At 41.6% G+C, this 23039-nt stretch carries 19 protein-coding genes and 1 tRNA gene; 16 read left to right on the top strand and 4 right to left on the bottom strand.

All coding sequences use genetic code 11. The features are described from left to right. Nucleotides 1-12 precede the first annotated feature (12 nt). Nucleotides 13-1029, bottom strand: coding sequence for an EF-P beta-lysylation protein EpmB (epmB, locus tag QLG00_RS08245; protein ID WP_282470786.1), 1017 nt, complete (start codon nucleotides 1027-1029; stop codon nucleotides 13-15). A 70-nt stretch (nucleotides 1030-1099) separates the two neighbouring features. On the opposite strand from epmB, the gene efp reads away from it, so the two are divergent. From efp to QLG00_RS08205, 8 genes are all read left to right on the top strand, one after another. Next, on the top strand, nucleotides 1100-1669 hold the full coding sequence (efp, locus tag QLG00_RS08240) for an elongation factor P (RefSeq protein WP_004938364.1): 570 nt from the start codon (nucleotides 1100-1102) through the stop codon (nucleotides 1667-1669). 162 nt (nucleotides 1670-1831) lie between these two features. After that, nucleotides 1832-3931 (top strand): carbon starvation CstA family protein, encoded by a 2100-nt coding sequence (locus tag QLG00_RS08235; protein WP_004938363.1) that lies wholly within the window; start codon nucleotides 1832-1834, stop codon nucleotides 3929-3931. Nucleotides 3932-3933: 2 nt separating this feature from the next. Further along, nucleotides 3934-4236, top strand: coding sequence for a YbdD/YjiX family protein (locus QLG00_RS08230; RefSeq protein ID WP_004938361.1), 303 nt, complete (start codon nucleotides 3934-3936; stop codon nucleotides 4234-4236). A gap of 77 nt (nucleotides 4237-4313) precedes the next feature. After that, entirely contained in the window at nucleotides 4314-5276 is a 963-nt protein-coding gene (locus QLG00_RS08225) for an AAA family ATPase (RefSeq protein WP_282470785.1), read from the top strand. An 11-nt stretch (nucleotides 5277-5287) separates the two neighbouring features. Next, entirely contained in the window at nucleotides 5288-6193 is a 906-nt protein-coding gene (locus tag QLG00_RS08220) for a DUF58 domain-containing protein (protein WP_151965096.1), read from the top strand. 1 nt (nucleotide 6194) lies between these two features. Continuing rightward, complete coding sequence (locus tag QLG00_RS08215) at nucleotides 6195-8195, top strand: DUF3488 and transglutaminase-like domain-containing protein (protein WP_282470784.1); 2001 nt, start codon at nucleotides 6195-6197, stop codon at nucleotides 8193-8195. 18 nt (nucleotides 8196-8213) lie between these two features. Further along, nucleotides 8214-8290 (top strand) — tRNA-Val (locus QLG00_RS08210). Nucleotides 8291-8512: 222 nt separating this feature from the next. After that, nucleotides 8513-8956, top strand: a complete 444-nt coding sequence (locus tag QLG00_RS08205) for a hypothetical protein (RefSeq protein ID WP_151791329.1) — start codon at nucleotides 8513-8515, stop codon at nucleotides 8954-8956. Between the two features lie 79 nt (nucleotides 8957-9035). Here the strand turns inward: QLG00_RS08205 and QLG00_RS08200 are convergent, their stop codons facing one another. Continuing rightward, nucleotides 9036-9398 carry a cupin domain-containing protein gene (locus QLG00_RS08200; protein WP_151753765.1) on the bottom strand — a complete coding sequence of 121 codons (363 nt, stop codon included), beginning with the start codon at nucleotides 9396-9398 and terminating at the stop codon, nucleotides 9036-9038. 356 nt (nucleotides 9399-9754) lie between these two features. On the opposite strand from QLG00_RS08200, the gene QLG00_RS08195 reads away from it, so the two are divergent. The 4 genes from QLG00_RS08195 to QLG00_RS08180 are packed head-to-tail and all read left to right on the top strand — an operon-like array spanning nucleotide 9755 to nucleotide 13346. Next, nucleotides 9755-10426 carry a thermostable hemolysin gene (locus QLG00_RS08195; RefSeq protein WP_282470783.1) on the top strand — a complete coding sequence of 224 codons (672 nt, stop codon included), beginning with the start codon at nucleotides 9755-9757 and terminating at the stop codon, nucleotides 10424-10426. After that, entirely contained in the window at nucleotides 10416-11867 is a 1452-nt protein-coding gene (locus QLG00_RS08190) for an AMP-binding protein (protein ID WP_282470782.1), read from the top strand. The genes QLG00_RS08195 and QLG00_RS08190 overlap by 11 nt, the downstream gene beginning before the upstream one ends. An 11-nt stretch (nucleotides 11868-11878) precedes the next feature. Next, nucleotides 11879-12547 (top strand): iron-containing redox enzyme family protein, encoded by a 669-nt coding sequence (locus QLG00_RS08185; RefSeq protein ID WP_004938329.1) that lies wholly within the window; start codon nucleotides 11879-11881, stop codon nucleotides 12545-12547. A 16-nt stretch (nucleotides 12548-12563) separates the two neighbouring features. Beyond that, a complete protein-coding gene (locus tag QLG00_RS08180) occupies nucleotides 12564-13346 on the top strand; it encodes an SDR family oxidoreductase (protein WP_282470781.1) in 783 nt (260 codons plus the stop codon). A gap of 417 nt (nucleotides 13347-13763) precedes the next feature. Here QLG00_RS08180 and ahpC read toward each other — a convergent pair whose 3' ends face one another. Further along, entirely contained in the window at nucleotides 13764-14327 is a 564-nt protein-coding gene (gene ahpC / locus QLG00_RS08175; RefSeq protein ID WP_004938324.1) for an alkyl hydroperoxide reductase subunit C, read from the bottom strand. A 352-nt stretch (nucleotides 14328-14679) separates the two neighbouring features. On the opposite strand from ahpC, the gene hrpA reads away from it, so the two are divergent. Then, nucleotides 14680-18534 (top strand): ATP-dependent RNA helicase HrpA, encoded by a 3855-nt coding sequence (gene hrpA, locus QLG00_RS08170; protein ID WP_282470780.1) that lies wholly within the window; start codon nucleotides 14680-14682, stop codon nucleotides 18532-18534. Between the two features lie 27 nt (nucleotides 18535-18561). After that, the gene (locus QLG00_RS08165) at nucleotides 18562-19671 is read left to right on the top strand and encodes a beta-ketoacyl-ACP synthase III (protein WP_004938320.1); all 1110 of its coding nucleotides are present in this window, start codon (nucleotides 18562-18564) and stop codon (nucleotides 19669-19671) included. A gap of 52 nt (nucleotides 19672-19723) precedes the next feature. Here the strand turns inward: QLG00_RS08165 and QLG00_RS08160 are convergent, their stop codons facing one another. Further along, nucleotides 19724-21394, bottom strand: coding sequence for an OFA family MFS transporter (locus tag QLG00_RS08160; protein ID WP_282470779.1), 1671 nt, complete (start codon nucleotides 21392-21394; stop codon nucleotides 19724-19726). Between the two features lie 540 nt (nucleotides 21395-21934). Between QLG00_RS08160 and QLG00_RS08155 the strand changes: the two genes are divergently transcribed. Both QLG00_RS08155 and QLG00_RS08150 read left to right on the top strand, forming a co-directional pair. Then, nucleotides 21935-22435, top strand: a complete 501-nt coding sequence (locus QLG00_RS08155; RefSeq protein ID WP_151764908.1) for a hypothetical protein — start codon at nucleotides 21935-21937, stop codon at nucleotides 22433-22435. A 130-nt stretch (nucleotides 22436-22565) separates the two neighbouring features. Then, complete coding sequence (locus QLG00_RS08150) at nucleotides 22566-23000, top strand: hypothetical protein (RefSeq protein WP_004947790.1); 435 nt, start codon at nucleotides 22566-22568, stop codon at nucleotides 22998-23000. Nucleotides 23001-23039: the final 39 nt, after the last annotated feature.

The raw sequence follows: 23039 nt of genomic DNA, 5'->3' as shown, positions 1-23039 counted from the left end.
AATACGTTTTAATTAAAAAGTCAGCTTGCCAAATAACGGTGTTTTGTTTTTTTCGCCAGCAATCTCTCGAACCAGTTTTGGAACAAGATAACCGGGTAGGCCCGCCAAAATGTCATGATAAATCTCATCGATTTTTGATCCGCTCAGATCAAAATGCTGAGCACCTTTTACTTTATCAAGTACATGCAGATAATACGGCATCACGCGTGCATCGAACAAGCGCTGACTGAGTTCAATCAAAGTTTGTGCATCATCATTAACGCCTTTGAGTAATACTGCCTGATTCAATGCGGTAATCCCATGTTGGCTTAATTTCTCTAAATATGCACAGGTTTGGTCATCAAGTTCGGCGGCATGGTTGGCATGAATGACCATAATAATGCGTAAGCGCGTACTTTTTAAAATTTCAAGCAATTCAGTATCAAGACGCTGCGGGATCACCACTGGAACACGCGAGTGAATACGTAAAATTTTCACTTGCTGAAGCGATTCTAGGCGTTCGATCCAAAGTTTAAGTTTACGGTTACTGAGAGTGAGCGGATCTCCACCACTTAAAATTACTTCATTGATATGTGGATTTTGCTCGATATAGGCTTTAATTTGGGGCCATTCATCCTGTTTAGGTAAGTTTTCCTGATAAGGGAAATGCCGACGAAAGCAATAACGACAATGAACAGCACAGGCACCGGTCAGGGTGAGTAAAAAACGAGATTGATATTTATGTAAAACGCCGGGGAGCTGGTTGGCTGCTTCTTCACCCAGTGGATCAGTCACAAATTCAGGATGTTCTTCAAGTTCAAGATGATGCGGCAATACTTGCAGCAGCAAAGGATCGAGTGGATCATCTTTACGCATTTTACCTACAAAAGCACGAGGAACCCGTAATTTGAAGCTTTTGGATGCTAAAATTGCCCCAGATAATAATGCATCTGAACAGATCTCTAACTGATCAAGTAACTCAAAAGGATCGGTGATTAGATCACTGAGTTGCGATTGCCAGTTTTGCTCTTGATATAAATAGTTTATCATGCGACACGGAAAAAATAATGCTAGTCTAGCATTAATACATTTAAGTTAGTAAGTTTGGAGTGTGCCAGTCATGGCCAGTTATTCTACAAATGAATTCAAGCAAGGCCTTAAAGTCATGCTTGACGGTAACCCATGTTCAATCATGGAAAATGAATATGTAAAACCTGGTAAAGGTCAAGCGTTCAACCGTGTAAAACTTCGTAACCTTAAAACAGGTAAAGTTTTAGAAAAAACATTCAAGTCTGGTGATTCATTAGAAGCTGCTGATATTGTTGAAGTTGAGATGGACTATCTTTACAACGACGGCGAGCTATGGAATTTCATGGACCCTGTTACGTTTGAACAAATTGCAGCAGACAAAACTGCAATGGGCGATGCAGCGAAATGGTTAAAAGACGACTCGAACGAGAAGTGCACCATCATGCTGTTTAATGGTGTTCCATTAAACGTTAGTGCGCCAAACTTTGTGGTATTAAAAATTGTTGAAACCGATCCGGGTGTTCGTGGCGATACCTCTGGCGGTGGCGGTAAGCCTGCGAAACTTGAAACAGGTGCTGTAGTACGCGTACCTTTATTTGTTCAGCAAGAAGAAAGCGTTCGTGTAGACACCCGTACAGGTGAATATTTAGAGCGTGCATAATCTTGATTGAATAGATTATGATGAAAGGGTGATAGATTATCACCCTTTTTTTATGCCAAAGTAGTACATTAAAATAACAAAATAAGGAGTAAAGTCACGAGCTTAAGTTTCACAAAAATACGTTTTAAAGGGCATTTCGTGTTTCAAACAATGAGGTTATAAATGGATAATATACAAAGGAAATCTACCCTCAGCGCAAAACTTGGTTGGAGTTTGGTTGCCATTATTGGCGCAGTTTCATTTGGAATCCTTGCCATCAGTCGAGGTGAGCATGTCAACGCCGTTTGGCTCGTGCTCGCGGCCATCTGTGTTTACAGCATTGCGTATCGTTTTTACAGTTTATTCATCGCCACCAAAGTATTTGAATTAAATTCACGACGGTTAACCCCTGCACATCGTTTAACCGATGGCTTAGATTATGTTCCAACCAATAAATATGTATTGTTTGGGCATCACTTTGCTGCAATTGCAGGTGCAGGGCCTTTGGTTGGTCCTATTCTTGCCGCGCAGATGGGTTATTTGCCAGGCACTATCTGGCTTTTGGTCGGTGTTGTGGTGGCTGGTGCAGTACAAGACTTTATGGTCTTGTTTATCTCGACGCGCCGAGACGGACGCTCGCTGGGTGAAATGGCCAAACAAGAGCTTGGTTCTTTTGCGGGTGTGGTTGTGATGCTGGGTGCACTGGGCGTCATGATTATCATTCTAGCGGTTCTGGCACTGGTGGTGGTCAAAGCATTGGCACACAGTCCATGGGGCGTATTTAGTATTGCCGCAACCATTCCAATCGCACTCTTTATGGGTGTGTATATGCGCTATTTACGTCCGGGTAAAATCGCCGAAGTTTCTATCATTGGCTTTGTACTGATGATGCTGGCCATTGTGTATGGTGGACATATTGCAGCCGATCCATATTGGGGGCCATTTTTCACCCTGACAGGTACACAACTCACTTGGTGCCTAATAGTTTATGGCTTTATTGCTTCGGTATTACCGGTTTGGTTACTGCTTGCGCCACGTGATTATTTATCAACTTTCTTAAAAATTGGTGTGATTGCTGGTCTGGCAATCGGTATTATGGTGGCATTACCTGAGCTCAAAATGCCAGCGGTCACACATTTTATTGATGGGACGGGTCCAGTATTTTCTGGTAGTTTGTTCCCGTTTTTGTTTATTACCATTGCCTGTGGTGCGATTTCAGGTTTCCACGCCTTGGTTTCAAGTGGCACGACACCAAAACTGGTCGATAACGAAGTCAATATTCGTATGATCGGTTATGGCGGTATGTTAATGGAATCATTTGTGGCCATCATGGCCATGATCTGTGCAACAGTACTGGATCCGGGAGTGTACTTTGCCATTAATGCACCGGCAGCCGTTTTAGGGACCACAGTCGAAACCGCAGCAGAAGCGGTGCGTAACCTTGGTTTTGTGGTTACCCCAGAAGCATTAACCTTGCTGGCTCAAGAAGTAGGTGAGTCGACTATTTTATCGCGTACGGGTGGAGCACCAACCTTTGCCATTGGTATGGCGCACATCATCTCTGAAATTTTCAACAATCGCTCGATGATGGCTTTCTGGTATCACTTTGCAATCTTGTTTGAAGCTTTATTTATTTTAACCGCAGTTGATGCCGGTACCCGTGCATGCCGTTTTATGGTTCAGGACACTGTTGGTATTGTGATTCCCGCAATCAAAAAATCAGGCTCATTTGTGGGGAATATTATCGGTACTGCTGTTGCTGTGGGTGGATGGGGCTTCTTCGTTTATCAAGGCGTAGTTGATCCGCTTGGTGGGATTAACTCGTTGTGGCCGCTGTTTGGTGTAGGTAACCAAATGCTTGCTGCAATGGCACTGATTTTAGGTACAGTCATCTTGTTTAAGATGAAAAAAGAAAAGTATGTTTGGGTCACGATTGTTCCAACAATTTTCTTACTTATTACCTGTATGACGGCTGGCTGGCAAAAGATTTTCCACGAAAATCCAAAAATTGGCTTTTTGGCACAGGCCAACCGTTTTTCAGATGCAATTGCTCGTGGTGAGCTATTAAAACCAGCAAAAACAATGGCAGAAATGCAAGCTGTAGTGATTTCAAATCAAATCAATGCAGTGCTATGTGGTTTCTTTATGGTGGTTGCAATCGTCATGGTAATTGCGTCGATTGGTGTGATTCGTCGTGCGCTTGCAAGCAAAGTCCCTACGGTCAATGAAGCACCTGCTGTGTATGAGGATGCAGATGCGTCTACCGTCACACAAGGAAAATAGCGATGGAACTAAGAATTGGAAAAAATGGTAAAGCGATGATTGTGAAAATCATCAAAATGACCATTATGTCGCAAAAAGATCTGCTTCTCTCACCTAAAAATTGGTCGAGAATTGCAAATTTATTTAAGCGCTTACAGCAAAGTTTTCGCTTGATGGTAGGGGTGCCTGATTATCAGACTTATTTGGATCATATGAAGAAGCACCACGCGGATTTGACCCCGATGGATGAAAAAACTTTTCATCGCTATTGTGTCGACTCTCGCTATCCATCGAAAGGTGGAAATTTGAAGAAATGTCCGTGTTAATCGTTATGTAATTGCTTTAGAAAAAATAAAAAACGGTGTATGTTTGAGCATATGCCGTTTTTTTATGAGCCATTTCAATGTGGAAAAAACAACAATTAGAATCATCGACATATGTAAAAGAACATTCATCTCTTCAACATCATATTGAACATTACACGCCAAGCATTCAGCTTTTTTTAAATCAGATTAATCAGATCATTTTAGATAAACCGGTTCAAACCAAGTTGTCCTTGGTCTGTTTGCTGGCCAGTGGGCATGTGCTATTTGAAGATTTACCGGGATTAGGTAAAACAACTTTGGCCAGTGCTTTGGCTAAGCTTGCGGGGTTGCACTTTAATCGGATTCAATTTACCAACGATATGCTGGCCAGTGATGTGATTGGCATGAATATGTTTAATCAAAAAGAATCTAATTTTGAGTTTAAGCATGGCCCTATTTTTACCCAGATTTTACTGGCCGATGAAATCAATCGTTGTAGCCCCAAAACGCAAAGTGCGCTGTTGCAAGCGATGGAAGAGGGCGTAGTGACCTTAGATAGTGTGACATATAAACTCCCCGAGCCATTTTGGGTGATTGCTACACAAAATCCAATTTTTCAGAGCGGCACTTATGCACTTCCTGAATCGCAGCTCGATCGTTTCCTCATGCGACTGAGCTTGGGATATCCATCACGTGCGGCAGAAAAAAGCCTCTTGCTCGATGCCTCAAGACAGACACTTCTTGAGCAAATTACACCTGTATTGAGTCATGGCGATATTGTGGTGATGCAACAATGTGTGCAGCAGGTATATTTAAGTGATGTCGTATTAAATTATATATTAGACTTGGCTTCTTACAGTCGCTTGCAATCACATGGTCTTTCAACACGCGCTCTACTCGCAATTAAAATGGCTGCTCAGGCATTGGCATTTGTGGAAGGTCGTGAATATGTCATTACAGACGATATACAAACAGTGTTTCCAGCGGTGGCTGCACACCGTATGAAAATGACCGAGCAGGATGCTCACTTACTCATGGACCAGGTGGAGGTCAATGATTAGGAGTTTGGATAATGCGGACACTTTGGCAGCGATGGTTAAAAAAACGTTTTCGGATGGAACAAAGTACCATCTTGAAGCAACGTGATATTTTGATTTTTTTGCATCCACAAGGCATTTTGTTTCTGTTATTAATTGTCATTACATTTATTGCCGGGATTAATTATGCCAATAATCTGATTTTGGGATTTTGCTTTTTAATTACGTCATTGCTGTGCCTGAGTGTGTATCTTAGCTTTAAACAACTCCATCAACTCAAACTAGAAATTTTTTGTCCTGAAGTTGGACAGGTCAATCATGTATTGCAAATCCAGCTTCAGTTTAAACAGTCAAATCACGCGATCAGATACTTAATGATTCATTTGCCTGAATCTCAGCAACGTATATTACTCAACCAAATGAGCGACAGTATCATATTAGAATTTATACCAACGACACGAGGTGCGTTTGAATTGCCTCGGATAAAAATTATGTCGAGTTATCCGTTTGGAATTGTACAAGCTTGGACGTATTTACAGGTGACACAAAAAATATGGATTGCACCCGCAAGTATCAGTATCGAGATGGAAGACAAGTATGTGCAGCTTAAGCAGCAACATGATTTGGATGACTTTCGTGAACTGCAAGCTTATCGAGAAGGAGATACGCTACAGCATGTTTCATGGAAGCATCTTGCACGTGGGCAAGGATGGCTAACCAAACAATTTGAACCACACATTGAGCACAATCAGCTGGTGATTGATTACAGCGCGCTCTCTGGTCACGAACATGAACAAAAATTAAGCTGGATGATGCATTTGATTGAAATGAGCGAGCAAGCTGATCGCTCTTTTTCACTGATTTTACCGCAAACTCATTTAAAGCCATCCATGGGACCTAATCACTCGATTCAGGCCCGAAAATTACTGGCGCAGGCCTGATATGGATAAGCAACTTTATTTTGCTGTACTACCACTCACGATCATGGTGCTTGTGGCTCAATTTGCTTATATGCCGGCGTCGGTGTCTTTGATTTGGCTCATTATGTTGCTGGTAATCGTATGGCGATATTTTTATGCTGCGCAAAAGCCTATTTCTAAATTATTTTTGGTTGCACTGGTGTGTACGGCCCTTGGTCTGATTTATTTATCTTTTAAAACCTTTTTGGGTGTCGAGGCGGGCGTAGCATTACTCACGACTTGCTTATATGCCAAATGTATCGAAAGCAAAAGTACCCGAGATTTATTGGTTGTATTTAATTTTGGTCTCTTTGTCTGTGCCAGTTTATTTCTACATAGTCAGTCAGCCTTGATGCTTATTGGCGTTTTGGTTGGGCTGATATTTTGTTTAATTGGATTATATCGTATTCAAATTCATGGTTTTATAGAGACGAACTCTACGCGATCATCTATCAAGCATGATGTGATTTTAACAATACGAACTATTTTGATTGCAACTCCGTTTTTCCTGATTTTATTTATATTTTTTCCCCGCTTTCCACCACTTTGGCATGTTCCGCTTACCTCTCACCAGGGCATGACTGGAATGAGTGACCGGATGTCGCCGGGTGACATTGCAGAATTGTCTCAATCGACCGCCTTGGCTTTTCGTATTATGGGTGATCTTACGCAATTGCCCATACAGCAACAGCGCTATTGGCGTGCGATGGTGCTTGATCAGTATGATGGCGTTGTCTGGACGAGCCATACGGTGAATCAGCTTCCAATACGTAACGAAATATTCCCTCATCAGGCGGTTCGCTATCAATATTTATCGGCCTTGCCGAATCAGTCATGGATCATGGGATTAGATCAATCAGGCGTGCGCGATCCAAATTATCAGCAGTATGCTGATGGCAGTATTAAACAAATTCGAAGACCATCAGGCAATATACCTATCGAATTGTATTGGATGCAAACACAGACCAATACTACTGCACGAGCGATACAGTTAAGACAAGCACTAGATGCACCCCAACAGCTTGCACCGCAGACTTTTGCACTTGCACAACAGCTCTGGCAGCAGAGTAGTTCGAATCCAAGTCTTTATATCGAGCGCGTACTACACTGGTATCAAACACAAGGTTTTGTTTACACCTTATCGCCTGGCGTACTGAGCGGTAACAGAATGGATCAGTTTCTTTTTGAGCGCAAACAAGGATTTTGTGAGCATTATGCATCGAGTTTTGTACTGTTGATGCGCTATGCAGGTATTCCGGCAAGAATAGTGGTGGGGTATCAAGGCGGACAGCTCGCACCCGATGCAAAAAGTTGGGAAGTTCGCCAGCTTGACGCTCATGCATGGACCGAAGTTTATTTAAATGATACATGGCAACGCATCGACCCGACTGCCGTGATTGCACCAGCTCGAATCGATGAAGGTATGCAACGCTATCTTGAGGGCAACCAAAATGTCTGGGGTAATCAGGCGCAAAGTGGATGGGCAAGACATAATTTTAATTTTTTAAAAACACTCATCATCTGGCGCGATTATTTTGACTATCAATGGCAAAGTAAAGTAGTGGGCTATGATGTAAATCGTCAGCAGAATTTTTTGGCAGGTTTGGGGATTTTTTCCAGTACCAAAGCTATGTTGATGATGTTGAGTTTGATTGCTGTGGTCGTCATCATTTTTGTGTGGGGCCATGGTTATTTTTATCGACCTAAATGCTCAAGACTTAAGCGCTTGATTAATGGCTTTAGCCATAAGATTCATAGACCACTGCAAAAAAATAAAAGTGAAACCTTCAAATCATGGTTTCAGCGACTTTCGATGCATGTAAAACATACAAAACCTTTTGATGATGCGATTGCTGTACATGAAAAAATTCAGTTTTCGGGTGAATTTTCAGACAAAGATTATATAAAATTCAAAGAATTGCTTAAACTGTGTGCATCTGAATTAAAGTCGTTAGAAAAAGCTTGTGTTCGTAAGGGAAACTGAATATTATTGCAACCACTTAGGCGTATAGCTCAGTTGGTTAGAGCGCTACGTTGACATCGTAGAGGTCTCCAGTTCGAGTCTGGATATGCCTACCAAGATAAAACAAGGGTTTACAAGCAATTTCAATGACTTGTAAGCCCTTTTTTTATTGTCTGGCGTTTGTGATTTTGATTAAAGTGACAACAACATTGCAGAAATAAACAATAAATTGCACCAAGAAGAGGATGAATGAAGCTCTTAATTAAAAAAGTAAATGATCTGGAGTCTTTAAATTTGCTATCATTTCAATTTCACAGACGTTTTAAACCGTTTATACAATGACAACTAGAGTATATCTTAACCTAACCCATTCACCTGGTACCAAAAGCGCTGATAACCGTAATCAAAAAGAAAAGTTTATCGATTATTGTGAGAATAAATACTTATCTAATCAAGAATTCAATCTTGGAATAAAACAATCTGAGCTTACTCTTGAGGAAAAAATTGAAAAACAAAAATGTTTTGATGCTGTTAACTTAAAATTTCCTCCAGAATATTACTTTTCCTTAGGGCTTATCATATTACCTTTTTTATTTTTTTCATTTTTAATGATTAAAGGATCCTTAGCTATAAAAAGATCTCACAAAAGTACTTCTTTCCATTCTAAAAAACAATTTGGGATGATTTTTAAAACTTTCATTGCTGTAATATTAACCATTACATTTTGGGTTTTTTTAGTGATGTTATACAACATGTATTTAAATCAAAAATATTCATTCTAAATGAATGTTTGAGATGTAAAAGTTGTATTCATCTCCCCCATATAAGAGGGAGTTCATTATGAATACTCAATAAAAATCCTTAACTTACATCCACAATCACAAAATACTTTTTGACTTGCTCTACCACTTCAAAACGACCCTGAAAGTTTGGGGGAATAATGCCCGCTTCACCGGCAGCAACCTCGATAAATTGCTCTGATTGAGCATCATGAATGCGTACTTTTCCTTGAATGACGCTAAAAAATTCTTGTTTGTTCGGACTGAACTGAATATTCCATGACCCAACTTCACATTCCCAAATGCCGCAATTCATTGCGGGATGTTGATAAAGATCATAGGTTAGGCGCTTCGGATTGCCACTGACTAAACGGTCAGGTCGCGGATAGTCTACGCTTACATTAGCAACAGTTTGGCCAGAGCCTGCCAAGTAAATAGATGACATAACGTTCCCCAAAGAAATTTTTGAAATTATACGTCTAATTGATACGGTCTGATTATTATTTTTGAATATTCAATTAAAATTAGTTTAATATGATCATAACTAAAATATCACGATGATAATTTTAAATGGTATGCGTTCTCATTTTATAATGATTTTTAGTTAAAATATGATGAATCGTTAACAAGGGTTTAAAATCATATTTTATTTAAGTATTTAATTTTTATTAAATTTTATTTATCTTAAAATTAGCTTAATTACAAAAAAATATAATCACACTGAGTATTTTTTAAGTTTTCCTAAGAATCTCTTCATTTTTCATTTTGATACTGAGTTTATCGAATATTTGGAATATTCAAATGAGCCTAGTATTTAAAGAACACTTTCCAATTGAAGTGAAAGATAAAAAAACACAACTCAACATGTTTTGTGTGGACGAAGCTCATCCACTCAGATCACAGTGTGAACAGTTTGTACAAGATCGTTTTCGTGCCATTTATGCAGCTGAAATTTATCAGTTCATGCCAGTCTTTTTGGCAGTGTTTGATTGCAATATGCACTGTCAAGCTGTCGTAGGAATTCGATTAGCTGCGACTCACACACTCTTTCTGGAGCAATACTTAGATAAACCAATCGAGCAAATGATCAATGATAAAACTGGTCGTGTGTTTACGCGTGAGCAGGTAATTGAAGTTGGGAATTTGTCGGGGATCCATCATGGTAGTTCGCGTTTAATTATCGGCTTTCTCACATGGATACTGGCACAGAATCATTTTAAATGGGTGAGTTTTACAGGGCATCACCATCTCATTAACAGCTTCAAAAAGTTGGGTCTATCTTTGCTTGATTTAAGAGATGCCGACCCCGAGCGACTGGAAGATGGTTATGAGCATTGGGGAAGTTATTACAGCCATCATCCGCATGTATTTGCAGCAGATGTTATGCAATGTGCGTTTAATTTAAATCAGCTCAATATCTTTAATGCAATGGGTTTGGAAGCACTTCGTGAGGATATCGATCATGTTGCCTAAACTAACCGAGTTTAAATCCAGATTGCAGCAATTGAGCTTGAGTGCTCCAAATGTGGTTGCACTTCGTGATCAGGATCAAGAGATCACCTATAAAATGCTTTGGTCGGAAATTCAAGCCAGACAAACACAATTGACACAGCTGTCAACTCGTATGGTGGCTTTGTTTTTAGAAAACTCGGTCGATTTACTACTCTGGGATTTAGCTTTACTTTTTGCTGACATTCCCACCATATTATTGCCTCCATTTTTTACCCATTCACAACTGCAATATTGTCTTGAAATTTCTCAAGCCGATCTAATTATTACTCAGTCTGATTTTATTTTAGAGGGTCAGGCGAGCTATGAAAAACAGCATGGGTACTGGCGTTTAAAAGCACCTCTACACAGTGCGTTACCAGAAACGACTCAAAAATTAACCTTTACGTCGGGCACTACGGGTCAACCCAAAGCTGTGTGTTTAGGAAGTGAACAAATTCTAACAGTCGCGCAATCACTCTGCCATGCGATTGCTTCATCTCAGCCTGAAACACATTTAGCCCTAATGCCGCTAGCGGTGTTACTTGAAAATATCGGCTGCTATGCCATTTTAATGTGTGGCGGCAGCATCCAGTTGGCCAAAGCAGCCGAACTAGGATTGCGCGGCGCAAGTAGTGTTGATATACAAACTTTCGCAAAATTTATTCAAAGTTCACAGCCACAGAGTCTGATTTTAGTTCCTCAGTTTCTTGCTTTGCTGGTCGAGGCCGTTTCCACCAAACTCATTCGCGCTGAATGCTTTCGGTTTATTGCGGTTGGCGGTGGGCATGTCAATCCAGAATTGCTCAAGAAAGCCAATAAACTTCAATTACCTGTCTATCAAGGCTACGGACTTTCAGAGTGTGCTTCAGTCGTGGCATTGAATACACCAGAAGCGAATCGTGCAGGGAGCGTGGGTAAACCCTTGTCGCATGTACAGGTTAAAATTGCTGAAGACGGCGAAATTTTAGTGGCCAATAACCGCTGCCTTGGATACCTGAATCATCCACAAATGCCAGACCTATACTGGCCGACAGGTGATTTAGGACATCTTGACCAAGATGGCTTTTTATACATTCGTGGTCGTAAAAAGCATCAGTTCATTACCAGTTTTGGTCGTAATGTTAATCCTGAATGGGTCGAAGCGCTTTTAAGTCAGACGGGCGTCGTGGGGCAAGCTTTTGTTTATGGTGAAGCTTTACCAGAAAACTACGCGCTGCTATGGCCGGTGAATACAGCCATTACCAACGAACAGATCGATCAGATTATTCAACATGCCAATCATCAGTTGCCTGATTACGCTCAGGTCAAACACTGGGTTCGGCTTACAGAACCCTTTAGCCCCAACAATCAACTTGCCACTGCAAATGGCCGATTGCGTCGCGATGAAATCGCACGTCGTTTTCAACATGTTTTTTCTGCTTAAAGGAATCTACTATGCAATTTTTTCAACAACTTCAAAATGCAACCGCTCAGGAAAGACAGAAACTTTTTTCAACCTCCCTGATTGAAGATGCGTTAAATAGCCGTTTGTCACTTGAACAGTACTGTGCATTTTTAAGCCAGGCCTATCATCATGTGCGCTTTACAGTACCCCTCATGATGGCCGCAGGCGCACAACTTCCAGAGCGTCTGTCTTGGTTGCAACCTGCCATTTGCGAATATATTGAAGAAGAAGCAGGGCACGAGCAGTGGATTTTAAATGACCTCAAAGCTTGCGGTGTAGATCCAGAGATTGTCAAAAATAGCCGCCCGTGCCAGCCAATCGAATTGATGGTGGCATTTTTATTTGATCAGGTTAGACGCGTCAACCCTATTGCGTTGTTTGGTATGGTTAATGTGCTTGAAGGCACTAGTGTGTCAGTGGCCACCGAAGCAGCAGAGAAAATTCAGCAACATCTAAACTTACCGAATAAAGCATTTAGCTACTTAAAGTCGCACGGTAGTTTAGATATTTCGCACATGCAAAATTTTGAAAAACTCATGAACAGTGTGACCGACGAAAAAGATCAACAAGACATTATTCATTGTTCAAAAGTCGTGTTCTCGTTATATACCCAGATGTACGAGCAAGTTCCAGCGCTCGGTCTGCGATTCGCTGCATAAAAGAGGAGTGACAGGGATGCAATTATCGAATGCACATGTGGTACTAACCGGTGCAAGTGGGGGAATCGGAGTTGCCCTCTGTGATGCACTTTGTAAAGAAGGCGCTAAAGTTTTGGCGATTGCGCGAAATACACAGGCTTTATCGTCTTTGCAGCAAAAATATACGGGGCAAATCAAAGTTCTGCGTGCAGATTTACTCAATTTTGAAGATCTAAACAAGGTCATTCAGACTGCTCAGCAAATTGATGGCTTAAATCTGCTGATCAATGCCGCGGGAGTAAATTGCTTTGCTACTTTAGATCATCAAACACCTGAGCAAATTCAGAAATTGGTGCATTTAAATGTCACTGCGCCCATGAGCTTAACAGCAGGTTTGATTTCAAAATTAAATGCGGGTGGTCAGGCCAAGATTGTCAATGTTGGTTCCATCTATGGCTCATTGGGTTTTGCAGGATACACCACTTATTGTGCCACTAAATTTGCCTTAAGAGGCTTCTCGGAAGCACTTAGACGAGAGCTTGCAGATAGCAATATTCAGGTACTTTATGTGGCGCCACGCGCGACCCAGACCACCATGAACAGTCAGGCAGCTATCGATTTGATGAAGGCGATGGGAAGCAAGGCAGACAGTCCAGAACTGGTGGCTAAAGTGATCGTGCAATCCATTTTGCAAGACAAACAAACCATCTACATTGGTTGGCCTGAACGTGGTTTTGTCATGATGAATTCGATCATGCCGCATGTGATTGATCAGGGCGTGCGTAAGCATCTCACGTTGATTCATCAATTAGGACACTAAGTTAAATATAGGCACTCAAGGTTTTGTGATCAAACAAAACCTTTTTTGTTTTACTCAATTGTTAAAAATTGCGATGGAATGTTATTTTCAAAACGATTAAATACTAAGTAATTGAAATTTAATATGATTGATTGGTACTAAAAAAGGACATTAAATTGATTAAATATTGACCGTTTTGTATTTCAGTGTTAATGTTAGTTCAAGGCCAACATATTCTTCCTGATTTCAAGGATAACTTAGTCAGGTGAACACAGATATGCAAGCCTGAATACGACTGCGTTAAACATCAGAATATTAGTGCCGTAACGCTGATATTACATGTTGCTGAAAAGCCCGTTAAGCGGGCTTTTTTAATGGTTTTTTTAAAATATTTTCAATAAAAAACCGCCCAAATGGGCGGCCTTTTCTGTGGGTAAATTAGATTTTACCAACAAGGTCGATAGAAGGAGCAAGTGTTGCTTCGCCTTCTTTCCATTTAGCTGGGCATACTTCACCTGGGTGAGCGTGAACGTATTGCGCTGCTTTTACTTTACGAAGAAGTTCTTGAGCGTCACGACCGATACCACCTGCGTTGATTTCAACGATTTGGATTTTACCTTCAGGGTCGATCACGAATGTACCGCGGTCAGCAAGACCAGCAGATTCGATTAACACGTCAAAGTTTTTAGAAAGCGTCCAAGTTGGATCGCCTACTAATGGGTATTGGATTTTTTTGATTGCTTCTGAAGTGTCGTGCCAAGCTTTGTGTGTGAAATGCGTGTCAGTAGAAACACCATAAATTTCAACACCAAGGTTTTTGAATGCTTCGTAGTTGTCAGCCAAATCTTCTAATTCTGTTGGGCAAACAAAAGTAAAGTCTGCAGGATAGAAGAATACAACAGACCATTTGCCTTTAAGATCGGCTTCAGTGACTTCAACAAATTGACCTTGATGGTAAGCTGTTGCTTTAAATGGTTTAACTTCAGTATTAATTAAGCTCATCAATTTCTCCATATATCATGAATGAGATGTTATCGTTAACTTTAAAACTTAAAATAGAATAAAGAACTTTGATTTATTGGGGAAATAGTATTTTTGCATAAACAATATCGGAAAAATGAATTGAATATACAATTGCCTAACATTTCTCCATCCGATCGCTATTACAACTCTAGGCAAATTGTATGATCGTTCTATGACAGCCTTCAGCACGCCGCATTCTTGTTTGTATTGAGGCGTATGTGATTAATTTCAAGCGCATTCACAAAAAAAGAAATAGACTGAATGACTTTCGTTCATGCATATTCCCGCGTAAAATGGACGATCTATTGAAAATGATTAGGAATACTTATCTGTGCATAGTGGTTTAGATGTAGATCAAATGGTTATGGTGCGTGACCGACATCGCTTAAATCGACTAGGCAAGGATAAAGATAAAAATCCAGAGCAATATCAGTCTTTATTTGAGAAATCCAATGCTCAAGTCAAAGCACGCCTAGCACGTTTACCCAACATTAAACTGAATCAGGATCTGCCAGTTACCCAATATGCAGACCAATTGATTGCAGCAATTCAAAAACATCAGGTGATTATTGTAGCCGGTGAAACCGGTTCAGGAAAAACCACACAGTTACCTCAAATTGCTATGCTGGCTGGTCGTGGTCTTACTGGCATGATTGGTCATACGCAGCCGCGTCGTTTGGCAGCACGCAGCGTATCTCAGCGTATTGCAGAAGAAGTGGGCGAAAAGCTAGGCGAATCAATCGGTTTTAAAGTGCGGTTCAATGAGCAAGGTTCGAATGATTCCATCGTGCGCCTCATGACAGACGGTATCTTACTGGCTGAGTTAGGACATGACCGCTTTTTAAATAAATACGACACCATCATCATCGATGAAGCGCATGAGCGTTCATTGAATATCGACTTTATTATGGGTTATCTCAAACAAATTTTGAGCAAACGCCCTGATCTAAAAGTCATCATTACTTCGGCAACGCTAGATGTAAACCGTTTTAGTGCTTATTTTAATCATGCACCCATTTTTGAAGTGGAAGGTCGAAGCTTTCCGGTTGAAGTCCGTTATCGCCCAATTTCTGAGCTAAGTATTGGCAGTAGTGATGACGATGAGTTTGATGATTTTGAAGAGAATTTACCGCGCGCAGTGGTACAGGCAGTTGAAGAATGCTTTGCCGATGCCGAAGAAAAAGGCCATCCGCAGCATGCAGATATCCTGATTTTTTCAAGTACTGAACAGGAAATTCGAGAGTTACAAGAAACATTAGAAAAATATGGCCCGAAGCATACCGAAATTTTGCCGCTATACGCTCGTTTGGGTTTAAGCGAACAACAAAAGATTTTTACGCCGGGAAATAAAGGCCGTCGAATTATCATTTCGACCAACGTTGCCGAAACCGCGCTGACCGTACCCAATATTCGCTATGTCATCGATAGCGGCTTTGCGCGAATTTCGCGCTATAACTATCGCTCTCGTGTACAGCGCTTACCCATAGAAGCCATTTCACAAGCCGCAGCAAATCAGCGTAAAGGACGCTGTGGTCGTATTGCGCCGGGTGTATGTATTCGTCTATACAGCGAAGAAGATTTTACTAGCCGTCCGGCCTTTACTGAGCCTGAAATTAAACGAACCAATTTGGCTTCGGTTATTTTACAGATGCAAAGCTTGGGCTTGGGGCGCGTTGAAGAATTTGACTTTATTGAACCGCCAGACCATCGTTTAGTCAATGACGGACGCAAGCTGTTGGTCGAGCTGGGCGCGTTTAATGAACAAAAAGCCACACTGACTCAAGTTGGGCAAATCATGGCACGCATGCCGATCGATCCGCGTTTGGCGCGTATGATTGTCGGCGGTTCTCACTTTGGCGTGTTGAACGAAATTTTGGTGGTGGTGAGTGCCCTCGCGGTACAAGATCCGCGTGAGCGTCCTGCCGACAAACAAGTGCAAGCCGATCAGAAACATGCGTTGTTTCGTGAAGCTGACTCTGACTTTTTGTTTTATCTTAAACTCTGGGATACCTTAAAAAATAGCCCGGAAACATCGAGTGAAAATAAACGTCGTCATTTTGCTCGTCAGCATTTTCTGAGCTGGTTACGTTTGCGCGAGTGGAAGCAAACCCATGCACAGTTGGTCGATCTGGCAAAAGGCTTAAATTTATCTTTTAATGAAAAAACTGCCACCTATGAAAATTTGCATCGCGCACTGCTAACAGGCTTGCTGTCGTTTATTGCCAATAAAACCGATGAACGAAACATTTATATGGCTGTACGCCAGCAAAAAGCCAAAGTGTTTCCAGCGAGTACGCTGCACAAATCGAATACGGCATGGGTCATGGCCTTCGAAATGGTCGAAACCTCACAGGTGTATTTAAGAACTTTGGCCAAAATCGATCCGGAATGGATATTGCTTGCGGCACGAGATTTACTGAAATATCACTACTACGAGCCACACTGGTCGAAAAAAACAGGCTTGGTACAAGCTTATGCACAAATTTCGCTGTTTGGCCTGATTGTAGAGCCAAAGCGGCTGGTCAATTTTGAAAAAGTTGACCATCCTGCTGCGCGTGAAATTTTTCTACGTGATGCGCTCACGACTGGCAATTTAGGCATCACGCCACCATTTTTAAAGCATAATTTACTTAAGCTCGAAGAAGTTGAGCGAGTTGAAGACAAGTTGCGTCGCCGTGATTTAGTGGTTGATGAAGAAACAGTCTATCAATTTTATGCCGAACGTGTTCCTGCCGAAATAGCAAGTCGACGTAGTTTTGAAGATTGGCGTGCAACGGTTGAACCCAAACAGCCCCGTTATTTATTTATTGATGACGATGCGCTCTGGCAAAATGATCGACCAACCACGCAACAATTTCCGGATTATTTGCAAAATGGTGAACTCCGTCTGGCCACCAGTTATCGTTTCGATCCGAGTCATGATGAAGACGGTGCAACGGTTAAAATTCCAGTGCAGGCACTGCCACAAGTGGATGGAAATCGTTGGTCTTGGGGGATACCGGGTTGGCGTCTGGATTTAATCGAAGCTTTGCTTAAATCTTTGCCTAAAGACAAGCGTCGTCATTTGGTTCCCATTCCCGATACAGCCAAAAAACTGATGCAATCAGTTGATGCTGTCCATTTAAATCAGCATATTTTTAAATTTTTGGCTTTTGCACTTCGTGGCGAAGAGATCACCGAAAAAGATTTCTCTTTTGAGCGAATTGAGCAGTATCTGGTGCCGTTTATTGTGGTGACCGATGAAAAAGGGCGTATTCTTGAAAAAGGACGCGACCTTGCTGAACTCAAAGCGCGTTGTCGTACCGAAACTCATCGTCCGGTGAAACAGTTGAAAGGCGAGTTTCAACAATTTCCTGACAACTTCGTATTTGAAGCATCGCAGAAAGTGACGGGTGTGGTGGTAAAGCAGTATCAAGCCTTGGTACCTGCTAAAGCTTTTACTGCACTCGAGCAAAAAGATGAATCTGGCGTGGTCATTCAAACCTTTAACGATCAGCATGAAGCGATTAAGCAGCATCGTGAAGGTGTGATTCGCCTGATTCATATGCAGTTGGGGGATTTAACTCGCCAGTTGAAAAAGCAGATTTCCAAACCGCTTTTCTTGGCCTATTCACCTTTGGGTGAAAAAGCCAAACTCGAGCAAATGCTGGTGTATGCGACACTTCAGCTCAGCATCGATACCTTACCAGTCAATAAGGCTGAGTTTGAAGCACTGCTTAAACAGGTCAAACAGCAGTTCTTAACGCATGGACAGCAGGCTTTAGAAGTGATTTCCGATATCTTTGTTCAGTGGCAAGACATTCGTCGTCAACTGATGATGCTGGATGGCGATATTTTTGGTCGTAGCATTGACGATATTGAAGATCAGCTGGATTTAATGCAGCTTAGCGACTTTGTGTATACGCAAGGGTCAGAGGTTTGGCTTGAATATCCACGTTATTTAAAAGCATTATTAATGCGTTTAGATCGTTTACCCAATAATTTAAAGCGTGATGAGTCGGCCATTGCCAATGTTGACCCTTGGATGGATAAGCTCTTTAAGTTTAAGCATAAACCTGAACTTAAAGAGATTTATTTTATGGTTGAAGAACTGAGAATCTCACTGTTTTCACAACCCATGAAAACCAAGATGCCAGTGTCATCATCACGTCTGCAAAAAGCTTGGCAGCGTTTAGGAATTCAATAATCCCCGCATTCTCATAAGGAGTTTTACATGGGCGTACGTATTACCGGTACAGGTTTGTACCATCCAGCCGAATCGATTAGTAACCAAGAACTGGTCGAAAGTCTTAATGCCTATGTAGAACAGTACAATCAGGACAATGCTGAGAAAATCGCTGCGGGTGAGTTGCCAGAGCGTTTAGGCTCAAGTGCTGAGTTTATTGAGAAAGCATCAGGGATTCAGCGCCGTTACGTGATTGAAAAATCAGGTGTACTTGATCCGTCACGCTTGCGCCCACGCCTTGAAGAACGTACCGATGACGAGCTTTCGATTCAAGCCGAATGGGGCGTGTGGGCAGCAAAGGATGCCATGACCAATGCGGGAGTAGCTCCGGAAGATATCGATGTCGTGATTTTGGCATGCTCTAATTTGCAGCGTGCCTATCCGGCAGTTGCTGTAGAAATACAGACGGCACTCGGGATCGAAGGATATGCCTATGATATGAATGTGGCATGTTCGGCGGCAACGTTTGGCTTAAAGCAGGCATATGATGCCATTAAGTCTGGCGCGCGCCGTGTGTTACTGGTCAATGTTGAAATTACTTCAGGCCATACCGACTATCGTTCACGCGATTGTCACTTCATTTTTGGTGATGTTGCTACGGCATCGATTATTGAGGACACCGAAACTAAAAATGGGTTTGAGATTTTAGATATCCATTTGTTTACCCAGTTTTCCAATAATATTCGTAATAACTTCGGCTTTTTAAATCGAAGCGAAGATGCGGTACGTGATGACAAGCAGTTCCGACAAGATGGCCGTAAAGTATTTAAGGAAGTGTGTCCTTTGGTGGCAAAAATCATCAGTACACAACTTGAAAAAAACCAAATTGAGGCAGAGTCGATCAAGCGTTTCTGGTTGCATCAGGCCAATCTGAACATGAATCAGCTGATTGCCAAACTGGTATTGGGTAAAGATGCTGAACCTGAGCGCACACCTATTATCTTAGATGAATTTGCCAACACGTCATCTGCGGGAGTAATGATTGCGCTGCATCGTACGGGTCATGAGGTCGAATCAGATGAATATGGCGTAATCTGTTCATTTGGTGCGGGTTATTCCGTTGGATCGATCTTGGTTCAAAAGCGACTAGCAAGCTAATTATTAGCGCATAAAAAATCCCGCATCGGCGGGATTTTTTATGCGCTAAGCGTTACTGAATAAAAGCTTTAACGCTGATGAGTGTACGATAAATGCCCCAGAGTAATGGAATACCCACCGCTAACCATGCCAACACCACCAGTAACAGGTGGTTGTTACTTGCAGTACTCGATTCAGTCGGAATCGCACTGGATACTTGTTGATTTTCATGATGTTTTTCGGCACTTTTTTGCTCGGCTTCAAGTTCGGCTGGCGTCATGAAATACTTGGGATTGACCGGACGAATACATAGGTTACAAATTAAACCCACAATTAATAAGCCTGCCAAAATAAACATGGTCTGGTTATAGACTTGGCTCGCTGCAAGGCCTAAACCAAGTTGATAGTCACGCATATTATTCACAATCACAGGCCCTAAAATACCGGCGGTAGCCCATGCGGTGAGTAATCGACCATGAATTGCGCCAACCATTTGGGTGCCGAATAAATCGGCCAGATAAGCCGGAACTGTAGCAAATCCACCTCCGTACATACTGATGATGATACAGATCGCCCCAACAAATAACAGCTTACTTTCCATTTGCGCTGCAAACGGTACAAAAGCGTATAAAGCCGCACCTAAAATAAAAAATACGCTATAAGTGACTTTACGCCCGATACGATCGGATAAACTGGCCCACGCAATTCGACCCCCAATATTAAATAGACTCAGCAATGCAGTGAAGCCGGCAGCGATTGCTGCAATAGTTTTGAGCTGATCTTGACTAAGTTCTGAAAATTTTAAAGGTAGCCCAATTAACTGACCCGCAAAAACCTCCTGAAGCATGGGTGAAGCCATGCCAATCACGCCAATCCCCGCGGAAACATTCATGCAGAGTACCGCCCAGACCAGCCAGAACTGAGGGATGCCCCAGATCTTTTTAACATGCACATGTTGTTTGGTAATAAATGCATTTTGCTGCATTTTGGCGCTCGGTTCCCAGCCTGCAGGTTTCCAGTTTTGTGCCGGAATTCGGTAAGTTAGGGCACCCGCAACCATAAATACAAAATAGACCAGCGCCATGCAAACAAAAGTCGCTGCCACGCCCACATTGGTTGGTGTTGAAAAGTGTGCCATTAATTCGACTGCAAGAGGTGAACCAATCATGGCACCGCCACCAAAGCCCATAATCGCCAAGCCTGTTGCCAAACCGCGGCGGTCGGGGAACCATTTAATTAGTGTACTGACGGGAGAGATATAACCCAAACCCAAGCCAATTCCGCCAATCACGCCTGATCCTAAAAGCATCAACCAGAATTGATGTAAATGAATGCCGAGCGCAGAAATCAGCATGCCGCCACACCAGCACAGCGCACTAATCAGTCCAGCCTTTCGTGGGCCAACGCGCTCTAACCATCCCCCCCAAATTGCAGCGGAGCTCCCCAGCAAAACAAAAAACAGCGTATACATCCAGCCGAGCGTCGAGATTTTCCAGTCACAAGTGGTAATAAACAATTGCTGAAAAAAGCCGACATCGGCAGCACAAGCGACAGGATCTTCAATTCCAATTGCTTTGGAGAGCGGTAGCCAGAACACCGAAAATCCATAGGCCATACCAATACACAGATGAATGGCAAGAGCGGCAGGAGGGACGAGCCAGCGATTAAAATCTGGCTTTGCAATGATTCTTTGCTTAGAAAGAAAGGGGGGCTGAGCGCCAGAGGTTGAATCTGTTGTTGCCATAACGTGATTTCCCTATTTTATTTGCTTCGATATACGTCATAGTTTGGCCTTTGTCGATGATTATTTATTGAGATCTGATTGAAAATCTGGTTGTTAGTATCGACAAATCTTAAAATTTTTTGGCGCAGACATGGAGTAGACGATTTTTCCATCATACAGGGAGTTTAAAAATAAGGAATCTTAAAAATATTGAGAATGTGGTTCTATTTAGAGTCGTAAGAATTCATCAAAATTATTATAAATTAATGTTTTAAACTATTTTTTTTATCAAGATATAAAAATTAGATCAAGAATAATCAAAAAAACAATGATGAATATCGCGGCGTAGTGAAATGAGTGCCGCTAAACCCAAATGATGTCGATTTTCCTTACTTAACTCATCATCCCACAATTAAGGCATCATTCTAAATGAATAAAGTATCTAATTTGCCTAAAAAAGCAACTAACTCAATGAAATTATAAAGAAAAAATTGACAATATAACAACTAAGTGTAAAGTTTTGTTTCTAAATTTTTACAACATGTAATCATTGAGTTTGAAATGAAAAAAACATTAATTGCGTCTTTATTGGCAGTCACTGCAACGTTCACAGGATGTGCAACCATTATTACGGGTTCAACCCAAACGATGTCATTTAAAAGCGTACCAGAAATTGCAACGATCACGATCACCAATAAAAAAGGTGAAAAAGTGCATATGGGACAAACTCCTGCGACTGTAACTCTGAAAAAAAGCGCCGGTTTTTTCCAGCCTGAAAACTATCAAGTCTCATTTTCTAAAGATGGATATCAAACTCAAACCATGCAAGTCAAGTCACGCTTAAATGGCTGGTATTTCGGTAATATTATTTTTGGTGGTCTGATTGGAATATTGATTGTAGATCCAATGACTGGCGCCATGTTTACTTTAAGCCCTAAAGATGTGAATGCAGTATTGGCAAGTAATGGCATTGATACTGCAAAAAATGAAAAAACACTTGCAGTGATTTTAAAACAAAATGTGCCTGAACAGGTGATGGCACGTTCTACCAAACTAAATTGATACAAAATACCCGCCTTCGAGCGGGTATTTTTTTATGAATCAATTGAGAGTTGTTTAAACAAGTTGCTATAAATCGAGTAGTGTTAGATGAAAAGTCATCTTATACTCAAGCTTTTAAGCCACTCACATCATGATGAAACGTCATAGTCTCGCGCTTTTGCTCCTTAGTTTATCGCTTACTGCATGTGATCGTTCACCAGAACAACCTGAGCCAAAGACATCGGCAGATCATGTATCGAGCGCAGTGCATTCGGCCTCTGCACCGATGCGCAGCTCCGAAGCTGTTCAAGCACAAAAGGCGCCAAAAGCAATTAACTATCAGGCCCAGTTTGAACAATCAGACAAACAAATTAGTCATTTCATGGACTTGCTCGACAATCCCAATACTTCGCAAACCCAGCGCGTCCAGATTTTGTGCGTCGATTGGCCCAATGTTTATAAATCTGAATACATACCGGCGCTGGTTCATTTAAAGCCAAATCAGTTTAATGAAACCAAATTGTTGGCAGAGCTCAAAACCGCGACGGATTACTATAAAGAAGGTTCTGGAATTGTATGTAAGTAACTTGGCACGGCACTGGTAGCTCGTTAAATGAGTTGAGTT

It is taken from the genome of Acinetobacter sp. V89_7, assembly GCF_029967895.1.
Classification (GTDB): Bacteria; Pseudomonadota; Gammaproteobacteria; order Pseudomonadales; family Moraxellaceae; genus Acinetobacter; species Acinetobacter soli.
The sequence above is the reverse complement of the archived record's forward strand: the minus strand, read 5'-3'. Positions and strand labels throughout refer to the sequence as shown.